16 protein-coding genes are annotated in these 17,537 nt (G+C 61.6%); 3 read left to right on the top strand and 13 right to left on the bottom strand.

The features are described 5' to 3' along the window. Positions 1 to 214: 214 nt before the first annotated feature. Positions 215 to 751: an ester cyclase gene (locus tag OW493_RS03045; protein ID WP_289863193.1), complete on the bottom strand. Its 537-nt coding sequence runs from the start codon at positions 749 to 751 to the stop codon at positions 215 to 217. Between the two features lie 191 nt (positions 752 to 942). On the opposite strand from OW493_RS03045, the gene OW493_RS03040 reads away from it, so the two are divergent. Both OW493_RS03040 and OW493_RS03035 read left to right on the top strand, forming a co-directional pair. Beyond that, the gene (locus OW493_RS03040) at positions 943 to 1,785 is read left to right on the top strand and encodes an AraC family transcriptional regulator (RefSeq protein ID WP_289863192.1); all 843 of its coding nucleotides are present in this window, start codon (positions 943 to 945) and stop codon (positions 1,783 to 1,785) included. 456 nt (positions 1,786 to 2,241) lie between these two features. After that, positions 2,242 to 2,514 (top strand): cupin domain-containing protein, encoded by a 273-nt coding sequence (locus tag OW493_RS03035; protein WP_354670122.1) that lies wholly within the window; start codon positions 2,242 to 2,244, stop codon positions 2,512 to 2,514. Here the strand turns inward: OW493_RS03035 and OW493_RS03030 are convergent. From OW493_RS03030 to OW493_RS02985, 10 genes are all read right to left on the bottom strand, one after another. After that, a complete protein-coding gene (locus OW493_RS03030) occupies positions 2,505 to 3,521 on the bottom strand; it encodes a nuclear transport factor 2 family protein (protein WP_289863191.1) in 1,017 nt (338 codons plus the stop codon). The two genes, OW493_RS03035 and OW493_RS03030, sit on opposite strands and share 10 nt — an antisense overlap. 82 nt (positions 3,522 to 3,603) lie before the next feature. Further along, on the bottom strand, positions 3,604 to 4,305 hold the full coding sequence (locus OW493_RS03025) for an RraA family protein (protein WP_289863190.1): 702 nt from the start codon (positions 4,303 to 4,305) through the stop codon (positions 3,604 to 3,606). A gap of 14 nt (positions 4,306 to 4,319) precedes the next feature. Beyond that, positions 4,320 to 5,048, bottom strand: coding sequence for an alpha/beta fold hydrolase (locus OW493_RS03020; protein WP_289863189.1), 729 nt, complete (start codon positions 5,046 to 5,048; stop codon positions 4,320 to 4,322). Positions 5,049 to 5,067: 19 nt separating this feature from the next. Then, positions 5,068 to 6,081: a cupin domain-containing protein gene (locus OW493_RS03015; protein ID WP_289863188.1), complete on the bottom strand. Its 1,014-nt coding sequence runs from the start codon at positions 6,079 to 6,081 to the stop codon at positions 5,068 to 5,070. 147 nt (positions 6,082 to 6,228) lie between these two features. Next, positions 6,229 to 7,239: an ester cyclase gene (locus tag OW493_RS03010; protein ID WP_289863187.1), complete on the bottom strand. Its 1,011-nt coding sequence runs from the start codon at positions 7,237 to 7,239 to the stop codon at positions 6,229 to 6,231. Positions 7,240 to 7,586: 347 nt separating this feature from the next. Next, on the bottom strand, positions 7,587 to 8,555 hold the full coding sequence (locus tag OW493_RS03005; RefSeq protein WP_289863186.1) for an ester cyclase: 969 nt from the start codon (positions 8,553 to 8,555) through the stop codon (positions 7,587 to 7,589). Between the two features lie 20 nt (positions 8,556 to 8,575). Further along, entirely contained in the window at positions 8,576 to 9,328 is a 753-nt protein-coding gene (locus tag OW493_RS03000; protein WP_289863185.1) for an SDR family NAD(P)-dependent oxidoreductase, read from the bottom strand. A gap of 24 nt (positions 9,329 to 9,352) precedes the next feature. Continuing rightward, positions 9,353 to 10,663 (bottom strand): histidinol dehydrogenase, encoded by a 1,311-nt coding sequence (gene hisD / locus OW493_RS02995; protein ID WP_289863184.1) that lies wholly within the window; start codon positions 10,661 to 10,663, stop codon positions 9,353 to 9,355. 199 nt (positions 10,664 to 10,862) lie between these two features. After that, a complete protein-coding gene (locus OW493_RS02990) occupies positions 10,863 to 12,470 on the bottom strand; it encodes a sodium/solute symporter (RefSeq protein ID WP_289863183.1) in 1,608 nt (535 codons plus the stop codon). Positions 12,471 to 12,793: 323 nt separating this feature from the next. After that, a complete protein-coding gene (locus OW493_RS02985) occupies positions 12,794 to 13,810 on the bottom strand; it encodes a LacI family DNA-binding transcriptional regulator (RefSeq protein ID WP_289863182.1) in 1,017 nt (338 codons plus the stop codon). Positions 13,811 to 14,183: 373 nt separating this feature from the next. Between OW493_RS02985 and OW493_RS02980 the strand changes: the two genes are divergently transcribed. Next, positions 14,184 to 14,693 carry an META domain-containing protein gene (locus OW493_RS02980; protein ID WP_289863181.1) on the top strand — a complete coding sequence of 170 codons (510 nt, stop codon included), beginning with the start codon at positions 14,184 to 14,186 and terminating at the stop codon, positions 14,691 to 14,693. A gap of 178 nt (positions 14,694 to 14,871) precedes the next feature. On the opposite strand, the gene OW493_RS02975 is transcribed toward OW493_RS02980, so the two are convergent. Together OW493_RS02975 and OW493_RS02970 are read right to left on the bottom strand one after the other, a co-directional pair. Then, the gene (locus OW493_RS02975) at positions 14,872 to 15,648 is read right to left on the bottom strand and encodes an SDR family NAD(P)-dependent oxidoreductase (protein WP_289863180.1); all 777 of its coding nucleotides are present in this window, start codon (positions 15,646 to 15,648) and stop codon (positions 14,872 to 14,874) included. An 84-nt stretch (positions 15,649 to 15,732) separates the two neighbouring features. After that, the gene (locus OW493_RS02970) at positions 15,733 to 17,529 is read right to left on the bottom strand and encodes an NAD(P)/FAD-dependent oxidoreductase (protein WP_289863179.1); all 1,797 of its coding nucleotides are present in this window, start codon (positions 17,527 to 17,529) and stop codon (positions 15,733 to 15,735) included. Between the last annotated feature and the right edge of the window lie 8 nt (positions 17,530 to 17,537).

The following is a 17,537-nucleotide window of genomic DNA, read 5'->3' as shown; positions in this document are numbered from 1 at the left end:
CATGTCGCCATGGTAGAGACACTAACGGCCAGGCCAGCTTCGCCGATGAGCCGGGCACGATGACATGTGCCGTAGACCCTCGTGAGGATGGGACCTTGCCTACTCGCAAAGCGACGGGGCCGTCGGTCCACCGGCAGGAATGCCGAGCGAGGTACTATATGCCATCCACTCGGCCAGCAATCCAGGCAATACTTGGCCCCAGACGGGGACAGCTTCAGAGAAGCTCATCGCCGTATCGCTCGGGACGAGCGGCACTGTCCATCGCCTCCCAGCCGTGCCCACCGAAGGGGTCGACGCCGAGCTGCTGCATGACCGACGGAAAATCGACCATTACCCAGTTATCGACAATCTTGCCGTCCACCACCTTCCAAAAATCCATATAGCGGATCACCACTCTCTTGCCGGTGGGGGCAATGCCCATGAATTCGCCACTGTGCACAGCCTCTTGGCGACCGAAGGCGGCACACCATTCCCCCTGGGCCAAGCGCGCCTCGTCGATGCACACCTTGTCGGAGAAAGCCGCTTGGAAGGGTCGCTGCCAATGGGACTGAAACTCTTCCAGTCCTAGCTTGAAACCGCAACCGGCATTGCCCATCCAGCGGAAGGCATCGCTGAAGAAACGTCCCATGTTGTCAATGTCGTGGTCGTTGAGGCCATCGACCATGGCATCGATGGTGGCTAGAGTCTCATCGGTTTTGGAGAGGTCATTGTGCCGCGTCAGGGCGGCCTGTTGAGGACGTGCGCCGGGCATGAAAACACCTTTGGGTCATGAATTGATAAAGTGCGAAGCAACCCGAACAACTTACCCACTCCCTTCCCAGCCCACCATGTCCCGCCGCCCACCTTGCATGTGTTTTTGCACCTACTGGCTGATATTCTAGGGTAAAAGCTCCAAACCGAGACGCCTCGCCGCTACCCGCCCGCGACAGGAGATCCACTACCATGCTCTGCTTCCAAGCGCCCCTTTCTGACCTGACCGACGCCCTGCGCTGTCGCATCGACTGGTCGACCCATCGCAGCGATCATTGCGTCAACACCGGTTGGCGGGTGCTTCCCTACTGGGTGGTCCTGCATGTGGTGGAGGGCGCCTATCACTGTGAATGGGCTGAGGGAGGCGGCGTCAGTGCGAGGCCTGGGAGGGTACTACTGGTGCCCGCTGGGGCGCGCCACGCCCTGTCTTTCGAGGCAGGCACGGTCACCGACGGCCTACATATCAGCTTCAGCCTGCATCACGCCGTCGATGTGTTTTCCGGCCATACGGTGCCAACCGTCATCTCCGACGAGGCCACCGGAGTGGCCCGGGCTACTGCGTCTCTAACCGCCCTTCTAGCGAATCAGGGCACCGATGCTCTGCAGGTGGCAGCGGCCCGCCAGGCCGCAGCCTACGGCTTCCTCGCGCAAGTGCTTGCCGTGTCTCGGGAACGCCCGGAACGCCGGCATCATCTCGCCGCCCTCAAACGGCTCGAGGCTGCCCTGGCGCTGATCGACAGGCATGTCGATCGGGTACCGACGGTCGAGGAGCTCGCCGCCCGCTGCGCGCTGTCCCGCAATCGCTTCACTGAGCTGTTCAAGGCTACCCTAGGCCAGAGTCCGAAGCAGTACCTCGACCAGCAGCGCCTGCGCAGAGCCATGTCGTTGCTGGTCCACAGCGATCAGGCCGTCGCCGAGATCGCCACCGGCCTGGGATTCTGCGACCCTTTCCACTTCAGCAAGCGCTTCAAGCAGCTGACTGGCGAGAGCCCCAGCGACTACCGACGCCAGGTGCGGCAGACCCTGTTGCGCTGACGCCGGCGACCGACTCTCAGGCGCCCCGGATTATCTCGTGAGCCAGCAGCTGCTTCCAGACTGCCCTCTCGTCGACGGTGATCCATTCCTGGGTAACCCGGCCATCGACCATGTGAACATGGGACAACCCCATGATGTAGACCAAAGTCTTGGCCGGCGCGTCAAAGTGGCCTCAGCCGCCGTGGCCTTAAATGCTGCCATCGCCGAGAATATTAACCGTAACCCTGGGTGGCAAAGATCAGAACTCGAGATTTCCGAATGCATGGTAAGGAAGCCGCCGAGACAATTAGCGGCTCACTTGTCACCGAGTGGCGACACAAGACTTTAGGTCAAGATCCTGGATTGCTCGAGATGATGGCTAAGACCTAACCCTCCCCTCACCTTGCCCCTTTCGAAGGCCGCCAAAGCCGCCTCCAGGCCCTAGCGACTCAAGGCCACCACGACCGCGAGTGCCGGATTCGCACCCTTTCACCACTGCAGCTGGAGAAAAGCGTCGAATTCTACGAGCTACGCATCGCGCCCCGGGCGCAGCTATATAGCGCCCCCCACTTCGAGGGCACCCGGGAACAACTGACGATCACTCGGGGAAGCGCCCGAGTGATCGCCGGCGACAACGAATGCCAACTGGGCGTGGGCGACTCGGCCCACTACCACGCCGGCCAGGAGCACACCATCGAGAACGACAGCGAGGAGGAACTGCTGGCCTTCCTGGTGGTGACCTACGAGTAGTCGGTGCCCACCAGCCCTGCGGTGCGCTCGAGGATGTCGAGGCCTTGCTGCTTCAACCAGTATGGCAGGTCGATCAGCACCCAGTTCTCGGCCAGCTTGTCGCCCTCGCGGCGGTAGATGTCCACCACCCGCATGTCGGCGCGAACGTCGCTGCCGGGCAGCCCCAGGAAGCCACCGACAGGCGTATTGGTCAGGTTCGGCCAGCCAAAGAAACCGGCGTAGTCACCCTCGGCGAAGCGCGTCACGTGGCCATTGAAGACCTTGCCGGTCAGCCCGGTGCGAAACGGTAGCTGGTGCTGTTCCTGGTAACGGGGAATCGTGTAGGTCGCGCCGATGCCCGCGGGGCCATACCAGATCATGTCATCGTGCCAGCTGCGCGCCAGCAGCTCCGGTGGCGGCAGGTCATCGCCGCTCAGGTTGAGGGCGGTCAGGTCGTCGACCATGCGGTTGACCAGCGCCAGGGTCTTCTCCCCCGCCGCCGGGTCCTGGGCCTCGAACAACAGGCCATCATGTGTCCGCGGGCCGGGGTAGACGAAGGAAGCGCCGGTCTGGGGCGGCAGCGGATTGATGCCGGCCTGATGCATCACGTCGATGATGTCGCAGAAGAAGCCGCTGCGAACGATCCTGCCATCACGGATGCAATGGAAATCTGCATAGCGCAGGAAGCCGATCCTGCGGGTCGCCGGGATACCCAGCCAGGGGCGATCCCTGAGCCCCATGAAGTGGCCCATGCTGACCACCCAGTCGGTACCGTCCCGGGTGTTGGTACCGGCGAAGAACACATCCTGGCGCCGCTGAACCGACGACCAGGCGGCGAGGAAAGGCCGCCAGAAGGCATCGGTGACGGCCTCGGCGCCATGCTGCTCCTCGAAGGGATGGACGCCGTGCCATTGGTAGTCGGCGGAGGTATAACGATCGACGATGCCGCCGACCGTCTCGGCATCGGCCCCCTCGAGCTCGCGATAGAACTCGAGAATCAGGGCCTTGTTGGCTTGATGGTTGGTCATGACATTCTCCGGGATCGGGAAACAGTCGACGGCCGCACCCGGTATCGGCGCCACCGAGCGCGGCCAGGGACGAGGAAGAGGCCTAAACGCGACGCTTCTCGAAGGCCTCCCAGGCCTCCAACAGGGCATCAAAATCGAAGCCGGGCACTCTGGCGCTATCCAGCAATTCCTGTTCGGCGCCAATGATCGTGGCGATGGCCTCGGGCAGCGTTTGGGCTTCGTCCGAGGTCAGCCGCACCGCGCCATGCTTGTCGGCATGAATCAGATCGCCGGGGGCGATATCTAGGCCGAAGACCCTGACCGGCACATCGACGGCGGTGACCCGCACATAGGCATGAGAGGGGCCGACTCGGCCGCCCAGCACGGTGAAATCCGGTTCCAGGTCGTCGAGGTCACGAATCACCCCATTGGTGAGCACGCCATCGACGCCCAGGCGCTTGTGCAGGCAGGTGTTGACCTCGCCCCAGTAGGCGCCCACGGCTTCCTCGCCATCCTCGTCCTCGATCACCATCAGCGAATCGGCTGGGCTGTCGGCGACATAGCGGTAATAGGCGAGGCGCCGCTCGCGGATGACCGCGGCGTCTTCCTCGGGAGGCGTCAGGGCGCGGATCTTCGCACAGCGAGCATAGCCGACCAGGGGCGCGGCGCCGGGGTCGGCGGCCACCAGCGGCAGCCGACTGAAGCCCTCGGCACTGCGAGTGCCACGCACCAGGTCGAGGGCATTGGCCACCGTGGGAGTGTCGAAGCGCCGCAGTTCGTTCAGCAGTTCCGGGCTCAGGGCCATGGGTCTCTCCGGGTCTAGGGGGTAGATGAGCGCTCGAGCCAGTGCGCCAGCGCCTGGGTGACGGCCTCGGGGGCCTGCAGAGTACTCAGATGGCCGACCCCCTCAAGGATCACCAGCTCAGCTCCGGGGATATGATCGGCCAGATAAGTGTGCCGGGATACCGGGCACAGCCGGTCGCCGTCGCCACACAGCACCAGGGTCGGCACGGAAATGGACGCAAGCGCGGCGCTGCCGTCGGGACGATCGCGCAGGGCGATGGCCTGGCGTCGGAAGGTCTCGAGACCACCGCGCTCGGCCATGGCCACCACCAGAGCACTGTGCTCGGGGTCCACGGCGGCGCCCTCGGCGGGATACAACGGCGCCAGCACCTCGCCGGCATAACGGGCCATGCCCAGAGCCTCGGCTTGGGCGATGTCGTCGACCCGCTGTGCCCGGCGCTCGGGAGCCTCGGCGAAGGGGTTGGTATCGAGCAATGCCAGCCGTTCGATGCGCTCCGGTGCCAGGCGCATCAGCGCCAGTGCCAGGATACCGCCCATCGACAGGCCGGCGACGCTGAAGCGTGGCCAGGGCACCTGATCGAGGATGTCTCGGGCCAGGGCTTCCAGATCGTCACTGGCATCGAGGCGCGGCACCCGAATATCGGCCCGCCCTTCCAGGGCCTCGACCTGGGGTGCCCACAGCCGCTCGTCGCAGAGGGTGCCGGGGATCAGCAGCAGCGGCTGTCGCCGGGTCACATTATGCATACGTAGTCCTCTTTGCTCTTCAGGCAGCGCGACGCGGGCCGGTGGGCGCATCCCCGCCACGCACTACGACCACCTCGGCGTCGGCATCGGCCTCGAGGCGATGCGTCCAGCCTTGGGGCGAGGTGAAGGTATCGCCGGTGCCCAGCGCCAGCTCGCCGGCCTCGCTGACCAGACGCACGCCGCCGGACTGCACGAACAGCACCTCCGGTTCGTCGCAGTGGTAGTCCGGGGTCACAGCCCCTTCGGCGACGCGCAGCACGCGCAGCTGGAAACCATGGGGCCACCAGCCGCTGATCGGCCCCGGCCCGAAGCCGTCGCCACTGGCCGCCGGGGCGATGACGCCGCACTCCTCGACGCCGGGGGCGGCGAGCACGGCGTCAGCGTTGCCGCGCAAGGCCTCGTGGCGCACCATGCATTCGGCGAGGCGCTCCGGCGAAGGCGTCACCAGCCGCGCGATCTCTTCGGCGTCGGGGGCGGTCTCGATCTCCTCGTCCTCGGGGATGGTCTCGCCGGCAGCACGGTCCACCAGGCGCCCGCTCTTGAGCAGCACCAGCCCATGATGCTCGGCCAGGTCGAAGACGCTGGGCGCCCAGCGCACCCGCCCCGGGTCGTCACCGCCCAGCACCACCCACAGGAAGCCGGTCCCGGCATCGAGCTTCTCGAAGCCGCGGAACATCTGGGTCGGCACGCTGACCACGTCGCCCGGGGCGATGTCCAGGGTGCCCTCCTCCCGCTCCGGGCCGAAGAACAGCCGCCAGCGCCCGGTGTGCACCACGAACACCTCGGCACCCTCGTGGGAGTGCTGGGAGTTCAGGCAGCCATCGGGCTGGCGGGCGCCGCCGACGTTGAAGCCGTGGGGCTCGGAGATATGCACGTGCTGGTCGGAACTCTCAGCCACCCCCGGGCCGATGATGGTGAAGTTTTCCTTGCGATCGGAGCCCGGCGAGCGGGTATCGATGAAGGCATTGCGGCAGGGCACCAGGTCGTCGTAACGCACCCGGCGCTGGCGCAGCGTGTCGAGGGTCCAGGTCATGAGGCCTCCTGCTGTCGGTGTTGGGCGATCTGGGCGTGGATAGCGATCTCGTCGAGATGACGCCATTCGCGTGGCGCCACCCTGACGCCTTCGAGGTCGACCCAGTGATGAAGGCGGCACCGGGAGGTGCCGAGGTAAGTGGTCATGTCAGGCCTCGCCTACGGGGAAGGGGATCTCTCCCACCACGCGAGCCTTGTTGAATTCGCGCAGACGCGCGAAGACGTTCACGCCCAGCTGGCGATAGGCATCCAGCAGATCGACCGTCACCCAGTTTTCCCGGATCTTGCCGTCTTCCAATCGCCAGAAATCCAGCGATCGCATGGCGATCTTCTTGCCCGAGGGCGCGATGCCCAACCAGCCGTCGTCGGTCACGGTCTGCATCATGTTGGGCCAGCCGGTGACCGCCGCGTAATCGCCATCGCCGAAGAAGTGATAGTTGATCTCGTCCAGATACTGACCGCGATCGGGCATGCCGCTCAGGAAGGGAATCTGGTGCCAGTTTCGAAAACCGGCGATGCCACGGCCCGTGCCGATGCCGGCCGGCCCGTACCAGTTCATCCGCTCATGCCAGAACCTGGGCATCTCCATCACTTCCGGCCCGCCCTGGCCGGGGTGTTTCGTCATGTGGTCCAGCATCTCTACGATGTGACGGCAGGAGGCCTGTGACTTCTCCTCGTCCCAGGGACCCGGCACAACGCCATCCATCGTTGCCGGCCCGGGGATGCAGAATTCGAGACCGAGCGAAGGCGCCAGCGGCCAGGCCTTTGCCTGCATCATTACCTCCGGGATATCCCAGATGGTCTGGATCTCGACGACCCGGCCTTCCTCGAAGCGATAAAATTCATGGAAGCGCATGTGCGTCAAATGGCCGGTCGGTGGAATATCCAACCAAGGCTTCACGAAGGTGCCATAGTAATGGCCCCCGCAACCGATCCAGTCACCACCATGTTCGGTGCGCCCGCCCATGACGATCCAGTCACGGCGCTCCAGGTCGGGCATGGAATCGAACAGCGGCGCATAGCAGCTGTCGTAAAGCGCCTTCGGACCGGCCAGATCGCCGAAGGGGTGGCACATGTGCACCACCGCGTCCGGGGCGATCAGTCCCTCCAGCGCGGTCCGCACGCCTTCCTCGCTAAAATCGCGCATCGCTTCCCGCATCGGGGCAATCAGCGATTTATTCCGGGTATGAGTATCCGTTGTCATTCTGCAACCTCTCCATTGCACACATTCTTGCCGCCAAGCCTGGTTTTCTCGCCAACCCTCGCGGTCTGGAGCACCCATCACGCTCTCTATACCGATACTCGGTAATGGGAACAGAACAACCTGGCGCCAGAATTCCTGTTGAATACGAAATCAGTTGAGGCCGCCTTATGACCCGCCACTCACCACGACCCACCTCACGTCGAGATGGGCCAGGAGCGATGCGATCGCCCCTGGTGAGAGGTAAAGACACCAGCGGCATCCAGCGCTAGTCCGGCGGTCGCACTAGCCGACCGCCCCTGACATCAGACCTTTTGTTGACGGTGCTGGGCGATCTGGGCGTGGATGGCGATCTCGTCGAGCTGGTGCCATTCGCGCACCACGGTGTCGCCGCGCAGTTCGGCATGAGTGATGCCGAGCAGCACCACCGGGGCGCCGCTGGCCGGCCCGAAGACGCCGCCGCCCTGATGGGTGGTCGAGAGCGACCAGCGCAGCGCCACCCGGCGCGGCTCGCCAGCGTCCTCGCGGTCGATCCAGTGATGGATGCGGAACTGCCCCGCGGGGAAGGCGCCCTTGTAGCCGAACCAGAAGCGCTCCAGGTCGTCGTGGCCGCGCAGGGTGCGCGCTCCCGGCACCTTGGCGTCGATGGCCCGGTCGTAGCCGTCGCGCAGCCGCTCGAGGCGAGCGTGCTGCCAGAGATCCCGATAGCGCACGGCCACCGGTCCCAGGGCATCGATGTCCAGGTCCCCCTCGGGGCCCCGCCAGCGTTCCACCAGGGCCTCGGCGTCGGGCAGCGCGGCCTTGGCCGCCAGAGCCTCGCCGAGCGCCGCGGGGGAATGCCCCAGCTGCCGGGCCAGGCCGGCCTGGTCGCGGACCAGCCATTCATCGACGATGCGGTTCTCCCGGCACAGGCAGTCGGCGATGGTCATGACGCCGGCCCGCATGCCGGTGGGCGCACCGAAGGCGCCCTCCCCCGCATGGGTCATATGGGAGAAGATGCGGTGCGAGGAATAGTAGGTGCCCGGGGCATCCTCGCTGTCGATGACGTCCTCACCGAGCAGGCTGCGGTCGGGGAACTCCTGGAGGGTCTCCAGGGTACCGCGGATCACTCCTTCGACGCCGCTGAAGGCGCCTCCCGGGGTCTTCACCGGGCAGTCCTCGGCGTAGTAGTCGCGGATCAGGTCGATGCCGCGCCCCTCCCAGATCCACTCGGTGATCTTGAAGATGTAGTCACGCAGATCGACGAACTGCGCGTCGAAACCGGTCAAGCTCATGCCATGTCTCCTTGTGGGTTTCAGTGGGCCGTCCAGCCGCCGTCGACCATCAGCGCGCTGCCGGTCACCAGGGCGGCGGCGTCCGAGGCGAGGAAGGCCACCGAGCCCATGATGTCCTCGATCCGGCCGAGACGCCCCAGCGGTATCTTCGCCAGCACCGCCTCGCGAAAGCCCGGCTGCTCGAAGAACGGCCGGGTCATCGGCGTCTCGACGAAGGTCGGGCAGACGCTGTTGACGCGGATGCCACGGGGGCCGAGTTCCACGGCCATGGCCCGGGTCATGCCCTCCACCGCCGACTTGGACGCGCAGTAGAGGCTGCGATCGGCGGCGCCCACGTGGCCCATCTGGGACGACATGTTGATGATTGAGCCGCCCTCCGGCATCGAGGCGATCACGGTCTGGGCCAGGAAGTAGGCGGCCCGCACATTGATGTCCATCACCGCCGCGTAGTCACCCTCGCTGATCTCGTCGATCGGCTTGGGCCGATTGGTGCCGGCATTGTTGACCAGAATATCGATGCGTCGGCCGCTGAGCGCCTCGCGCACCGCCGCGGTATCGGTGACATCCAGGACCAGCGCCTCGGCCGAGTAGCCGGCGGCGGTCAGCGCCGCCACCGCTTCCTCGAGGACCGCGGGGTCACGGGCCACCAGGATCACCTTGGCGCCGACCTGGGCCAGGGCGCAGGCCGCCGCCAGCCCTAGGCCCTTGCTGGCCCCAGTGATCAGTGCGGTGCGGCCATCCAGCCGCTGGCTCGGTGTCTGGGGTAGCGTCATGATTGGCTCCTCAACCGGACCACCTCAGGCTTCCACCTGGCCGGCATAGGGCACGTCGCGCTGGCCGTAGCGGCGCACGCGCTCGTTGGCCTGCTCGCCGTGACCGGCGAAGCCTTCGAGGGCACAGAGCCGCGAGCAGTAGCTGCCGATGCGGGCGGAGGCCTCGTCGGTGAGCACGCGCTGGTAGGTGCAGGTCTTGAGGAACTTGCCGACCCACAGGCCACCGGTGTAACGCGCTGCCTTCTTGGTGGGCAGGGTGTGGTTGGTACCGATCACCTTGTCACCGTAAGCGACGTTGGTACGCGGCCCTAGGAACAACGCGCCGTAGTTGACCATGTTGTCGAGGTACCAGTCGACGTTCTCGGTCATGATCTGGACATGTTCGTAGGCCATGTCGTTGGCGACCTGAAGCATTTCCTCATGGCTGTCGCAGACGATGACCTCGCCGTAGGTCTCCCAGGACTGACGGGCGGCATCGGCGGTGGGTAGCTTCTCGAGCAACTCGGCGATAGCGGCCTCGGTATCGCGGGCCAGGGCCTCGGAATTAGTCAGCAGCGCACAGGGCGAGTTGGTGCCGTGCTCGGCCTGACCCAGCAGGTCGGTGGCACACAGCAGGCCATCGACGCTGTCATCGGCGATCACCAGGGTCTCGGTGGGGCCGGCGAACAGGTCGATGCCGACACGACCGAACAGCTGACGCTTGGCCTCGGCGACGAAGGCATTGCCCGGGCCGACCAGCATGTCGACACCGTCAATGCTCTCGGTGCCGATGGCCATGGCGCCGACTGCCTGAACGCCACCCAGCACCAGGATCTCGTCAGCGCCGGCCAGGTGCATGGCAGCGACGATCGCCGGATGTGCCTTTCCTTTGTAAGGTGGTGCGGCGGCGACTACCCGCTTGACACCGGCGACCTTGGCGGTCAGCACGCTCATATGAGCCGAGGCCACCATCGGATACCCCCCACCCGGGATGTAGCAACCCACCGCCTCGATCGGCACGTGCTTGTGCCCGAGGATCACACCAGGGCTGTTCTCGATCTCGACTGTCTGCATGGACGCGAGCTGGGCCTCGGCGAAGCGACGCACTTGAGCCTGGGCGAAACGGATATCCTCCATCGCCTGAGGCGAGACCTCGGCAATCGCTTGGTCAATTTCCTCCTGGCTCAGACGAAAGCTCGCCGGTGACCAGTCATCGAATCGCTCGGAGAGCTCGCGCACTGCACTGTCGCCGCGGGCCTCGATATCGGCCAGAGTGGTCTCGACGACATCGCGTACCTTGCGGTCGGCCTCAGAACGAACATCCATGGTGGCACCGGACTTGAGATAACGGATCATGAATTCACCTCGGAAGTAACAGGATTTGGGGTTCACAGGTATCGACACTAGCGCAGCCTGTATCGGCATCAGCTCTATTGGTGTGGTGTCATTTACAACACCCACTTTATGCATACGAATGCAACAACGTTTTCTCCTACCCGCATACTTCTTTGTATCTATCTGGCCCGCCGCCCTCTCAAGCAGGCCAGACGTAGAGTCAGATCAGGACTGAAAACAGATAGAGGAACAGCAACGTGGCCAAAAAGAACCCTACAAGTAGCCAGCTGACACGATCTACCTTTCCTGGAATCAAGTACCAGCCCCCATCCTTGGTTGGTAGACTCTGCTCTCGGAACATTGTCTTCTGGCCCTGAATGGTATAAGCCGAGAGCTTTTCCTGACGGCCATCCAGCAGCAGACTAGCGACAATGGCGACCGGCATATTGACCACCGCGCCAATGGCACAGAACCAAGGCCAAGCCACGTCAGTCTGAGTGGCCGCATACCAGACTGCCATGAATCCAGCCGCAACTCCGATCAACAGTCCCCGCTCGGTAGTATGCCGAGAGAAGAAGCCCAAGGCATACATGCTCAGCTTGGCACCGACAAAATAGGAGCCGACTTTTGTGAGTAGTTGCAGTACTGACCCCTCCGTTTGAGCGAAAAGGATAGCCGGCACGATGATCAATACCGCCCAAACCACGGTAAACCAGCGAGAAGCCTTCAGGTAGTGCGCCGATGAAGCACCCTTTTTGAAGTACTTCTCGTAAAAGTCGAGGGTGGTCACTGTCGCCAAAGAGTTAAGTGCTGAGTCCAGGCTAGACATCGAAGCAGCCACTACCGCAGAAGCGACAACTCCCAATAGCCCTGGCAGTCCATAGTCGGCAGCGAACTGCAACACAATAGTGTTGCTGTTCTCGAATTCGCGACCGCCGTAATAGCTGTAGAAGAGCACGCCCATCAGCAGAAACAGGAAATAGATGAAAAATGCCGTAAACCCCATGAAAAGAAAGGATTTTTTGGCATCACCAATATTTCTTGCTGCCAACGCCCGCTGCACCACCATCTGGTTGGCGCCATAGACGGTGACATGGTAGAGAACCATGGCAATGACTCCAGACCAGACGGTAGCCTCGACATGGGTGTCAAAGGTGAAGTCCAGGATATTCATTTTACCTTGGGCTTTAAGCTCACCTAGCGTTGTCACTAGCGACTCCGGCATGCGATCAAGTAATGCATAGAATATGATCGCAGCGCCCACCAGCAGGATCACAGCCTGCAGCACATCGGTCCAGATCACTGCACTGATTCCCCCCATCAGGGTATAAACCAGTGCGATCAAAGTGATTACCAGGATCGCGGTGACGACATCCACGCCAGTGATGAAGCTCAGCACCAGCGCCGTCGCGTAGAGCACTGCCGCCGAGGACAATGTCTGGCTCATCATGAAGATAACCGACATTACACCTCGAGCCTTACGACCGAAGCGACGCTCCTGATACTCGTAGATGGAGGCTACGCCGCTATTGTAAAAGAAAGGCAAAAATAGAGTGATCACCAGAAACACTACCAGTGGGTAGTTGACCTGGATCATCATCACGCCAAGTCCGTTACCGTACGACCAAGCCGGACCACCAAGAAATGACATCGCACTGACATAGGTTGCCATCACCGACAAGCCAATAGCCCACCAAGGGATAGTCTTGCTGCCCAAGTAGTAGTCTTCAGCGCTGTCGACCTTCTTGCTCAGCAACGAGCCCATTAAGAGGTTACCAAGGAGATAGACGATCAAAATCGTCCAGTTGAGTAATCCAAAATCATCCATACGGAGTGCCTCATTGTCATTATCGTCGATTGGCAATGTGTAGAAAGTGGCACACGATGCATACGTTTGCAAAGCAAGGAAGAAATATCAATAAGCATCGAAATGTTTGGGCAGAACCCAAAAAACACTTTACATTCATAAAATTAGCATTGTTTTATATAGGACCACCACTCAATATCATTCGACCAAAGGCTAACCCGAAAGACGGGAATGACCTACAATAGCTGTTGCCTATCACGCAGAATCATTGCAGCCCAATATACCTTTGACTCACCGCAAGACCCTCTGGATGGTTTGGTGCCTCGATAGACTGGGCCGTTGATCTATTCATGAGTGAATTGACGGACGCTATCTCGCAATATGGGGGTTACCGGCAGCATCCTGCTCACAGCACGAAAGTCACCTTGGCGAATCTGCTTGATCAATAATGTAGTGGCCTCCTCTACCATTTGATCTACCGATTGACGCACGGTAGTCAGTCGGTAACTCGGCCAAGCAGCTATTGGAGTGTCGTCGAAGCCTACTACCGAAACATCCTCCGGGACTCGTCGACCCAAATCATGTCGCAATGTTTCTATCACTGCGATAGCCATGTGATCGCTAGCAGCGAAGATGGCATCAGGATAAGGTGGCTCCGAAAATAGTTGTAGTGTCGCCGACCTGGCCTGCTCAAAGTCGTAATCGCCTTGCACAATCACTTGGCATTGTTTTCCTAATGAAGCCAGCCCATCAACTAATCCTTGGTAGCGGTGGCGACTAGTGGACGAACTTTTTAGCCCAGCCAGGTAGGCTATCTGTTCATGGCCACCCATGGCCAGATAACTACCGACCCAGTACCCTCCATGATAATTGTCACTATAAACTTGACTGACTCCTGCAAAATCAACATTGCGGTTGATCAATACTACGGGGATGCCTGTATCGACACATTCTTGCGCTAACGATGATGTTAGCGAGGCAGACATCATTAGAATGCCATCGACCTGACTTTGCAGAATCCTGTCCATAACTCCAATGAAGTCCCCCTCTTCCGGCACCACAAATAACAGTAAGTGATAATCCTCAGCCTGGAAGCGCAACGAGGCTTTCTCCAGTACCAATGGATAAAACATATTGTCCAAATGCGAGAGTACAAGAGCAATCGTCCGTGATGAACGAGTGATTAAGGAACGTGCGATGCTGTTGGGGCGATAACCAAGTTCCTTGGCAGCCTGTAATACTTTCAGCTTGGTCTTCTCTGAAATGCTAGCATTGGTCGAAAAACAGCGGCTAACCGCAGATTGCGATACTCCAGCACGTTCGGCAACATCCCGCGATGTGATGGCAGGCTTTCTCTTCATAGGCGTCAACTCACAAGGAATACGTAATCAATCATATCAGTTACCAGTACGCCTTTCGCCAAGCTCTACTCGAGCCCCCCCTTCCCGCTTTTCGAGGGCAGACAGGGTCGGCCTTCAGCGATGAGATGGCGGTAGCCATGTTTCATGGGCACACGCACCGGAAAAGCAAAGATTGTACTGGTCCATTAAGACTATGCTTGCACTGACCAAGTCGAGACTTTCTCCCATGACCGCAAGAGATCGTATAGATATGAGATTCTGCTCAATACCCCTAGCATCACGACTCACATCATCCATGATTCGAGCGCCAAGCACCCGATGTGCTCCTGAAGCATCATATCAGTATCTGTTTCAACAACCCCGCACCAAGAGCTTGAACAACCCTAACATCCATGAAGGGCACTCTCGCATGAAACAAGCGCAAGTGATGACATGGGCCGCCGTGATGAGCGCAGTATTCACCTTGAGCGGCTGCGCAGGCGCTCAATCCTCCGCCGACTCTCAAGCCGTCGACGAGCCGCTGGAGAACACCTACTGGAAGCTGGTGGCACTCGAGGACCAGCCAACACCCGTGGTGGATGGCAAGCGTGAAGCCCATATCGTCTTGCATACCCCTGACGCTTCGACACAGAACTCGCGAGTGGCCGGTTCCACCGGCTGCAATCGCCTGATGGGTGAATATCACCATGACGAGCAAGAACTCGGCTTCGACCGTCTAGCCACCACGCGCATGGCGTGCCCCGGTGAAGTAGCAACGCTCGAACGCGATTTCCTCGCGACACTCAATGACGTGTCGGGGTGGCAGATAGAAGGCAAAACATTGACGCTGATGGATGAACAAGGGGCATCGCTCGCCCGCCTGGAGGCCGTTCACCTTTATTGATTCCTATCACTGGCCGCTCAGCGCAGGGTGAGTGGGCCTGAAGGCACTGCACAGAAGACACCACAGCGCCGCCTTCCGTTGCCGGAGGGCGGCGCTGTGTGATGCGATGATCCCTTGCCGTCAGCCACTGAACTCAACCTTGCTCTCTGTGCTGACTCAATGCTGGCTCATTGCTGACTCACAGCGTGAAGCCACCATCGACGGCGATGGCCTGCCCTGTCACGTGTTCGGCCTGGGCGAGGTAGACCACCAGCTGCCCCATGTCCTCAGGGGTCTGGGCGACTCCTTGGGGTAGCAGGCTCTTCTGCAGGCGCTCCCATGCAGCGGGCTCGCTTTCGCCTTCTTCGCTCCAGCGTGCAGAGAGCCCGCTCTCGCCCCGCCACATGCCGGTGCCCACCACGCCTGGGCAGATCGCATTGACGGTGATGCCTTCCGCCGCAACTTCCTTGGCAACGGCATTGGTAAAGCCGATGACCGCGAACTTCGAAGCGCAATAGTGAGACAGATCAGGGAAGCCGACCTTGCCGGCCATCGAGGCCACGTTGATGATCCGCCCGACGCGGCGTTCGCGCATCACGGCGACCTCGGCTTGAGTGCACAGGAAGGTACCTCGGGCGTTGACGTCCATGACGCGGCCCCACTCCTCCACCGTCAGCGCATCGATGGAATGGATGCCGATGATGCCGGCATTGTTGACGGCGATATCGAGCGGGCCGAGTCCGGCTTCGGCCTCTTCAATCAAGCGCCGCACGGACGCCGCATCCGCGACATCGACCTGTAGCGCCAGACACCGTCTACCCAGTGCCTCCACTTTCGCCGCCGTCTCGCGGGCGATGGCGAGATCCAGATCCGCCACCACTATGTCCGCCCCCGCCTTGGCCAATGCCAGGGCGATCCCCTGACCGATACCGCGCCCACCCCCTGTCACCAGTGCAATTTTGTCGTTCAGCTGCATGAGTCGTCTCCTGAATCTCTCACTGAATTCTGCAAATACTGCGCCACTGCCATGACGCTGGAACACTACCCAGCGCCACCGGCCTCAGCTCAGGTGGTGGACTTCCTGAAGGCCGTAGACCGGCGTCGGGATACCCTCGAGCCGCGCCTTGAGCTGCAGCGCCAGATACTGGGAATAGTGGCGGGACTGGTGCAGGTTGCCGCCGTGGAACCACAATGCCTGCTGCTGGGTCGGCTTCCACATGTTGCGCAGCTCCCCCTCCCAGGGACCGGGGTCCTTGAGCGTATCGGAGCCCATGCCCCAGCATTTGCCGACCTTGTCAGCAACCTCCTGCGAAATGATTCTTGCCGCCCAGCCATTCATCGAGCCGTAGCCGGTGGCATAGACAATCAGATCGGCGGGCAATTCCGAGCCATCGGTCAGAGTGACCGAGCGCGGATTGATGCGCTCGATGACGACGCCACTGCGCAACTTGATGTCACCATTGGCGACCAGATCACAGGCGCCCACATCGATGTAGTAGCCGGAGCCGCGGCGCAGGTATTTCAGGAACAGGCCCGAGTCGTCATCGCCGAAATCGAGCAGGAACCCCGCCGCCTCCAACCGGCGGTAGTAGTCGGCGTCGCGCTTGCGGATCGCCTCGAAGATCGGGCGCTGGAAGTCGGGCAGTATCCGGTAGGGAATCGAGGCAAAGATCAGGTCCGCCTTGTGGTGGTCGATGCCGTTTTGCACCGCCTGCTCGGAATAGAGCGGCCCCAGCGCCTCTTCCATCAGCGAGTTGGACTTCACCACATGCGTGGAGGAGCGCTGCAGCATGGTCACGTCCGCGTCGTGCTCCCACAGCGCGGCGCAGATATCGTGAGCGGAATTGTTGGCCCCCACCACGACCACCTTCTTGCCACGATAGGCATCCGGTCCCGGGTGCTGGCTGGAATGTTGCTGCTCGCCTTCGAAGGTTTCGGCCCCCGGGAAGTGCGGCACGTTGGGCATGCCCGACATGCCCGTGGCCAGTACCAACTGTTTGGGCCGCAAAGTCACGGGCTTGCCGTCGCGCACCACCTCGACCACCCACTCGCCGCTCGCCTCATCGAAATGCGCACTCTCACAGGCCGTGGAGTTCCAGTAATTGAGCTCCATGATCTTGGTGTACATCTCCAGCCAGTCCGCGACCTTGTCCTTGGGCGCGAAGACCGGCCAGTTTGCCGGGAAGGGGATGTAAGGCATGTGGTCGTACCACACCGGATCATGCAGACACAGGGACTTGTAGCGATTGCGCCAGGCATCGCCCGCACGCGGATTCTTGTCGATCACGATGGTCGGCACATCCATCTGTCGAAGCCTTGCCGCCAGCCCGATGCCGCCCTGACCACCACCGATGATCACGCAATACGGCTGGCGCTCGTAGCCCAGTTCAGCCTCTTCGCGCTGACGCGACTCAAGCCAGGTCTCACGCTGCTTGTTGGCTCCATGCTCGGCGCCCTTGGGGCGTTGCATGCCCAGCGGCTCAGGGAATTCCTTGAGTTCGCGCATGGCGGTCAACAGCGTCCAACAGCGCCCTTCCTTCAGGCGCAACAAGCCCTTGCCGCGTGCATCGGCGGTCTCGAAGGTGAACCAGGCTTCGACGATGCCGCCGGCCTCACTGGCCTCACCATCTAGTTGCCAGCGGGAGGGAGCGACATGCTCGAGGGTTGCCGCGAGCATCGACTGGATCTCGTCCTTGCCCTCCGACGTTTTGAGATTCCAGGTGAAGGCGATCAAATCGCGCCAGTAGCATTCCTCGCCAAACAACGAGAGAACCCGGGCGATATCGCGCTGAGTCAGGGAGGACTCGAAATCATCGAGCCATTGCTGAGCGATCTGAGTTGGCGTGCGTGCGGTCATGGCGTCTC

The organism is Cobetia sp. 14N.309.X.WAT.E.A4 (genome assembly GCF_030397495.1).
Taxonomy (GTDB): Bacteria; Pseudomonadota; Gammaproteobacteria; order Pseudomonadales; family Halomonadaceae; genus Cobetia; species Cobetia marina.
Note: the sequence above shows the minus strand (reverse complement) of the source record. Positions and strands in the feature narration are given on the sequence as shown.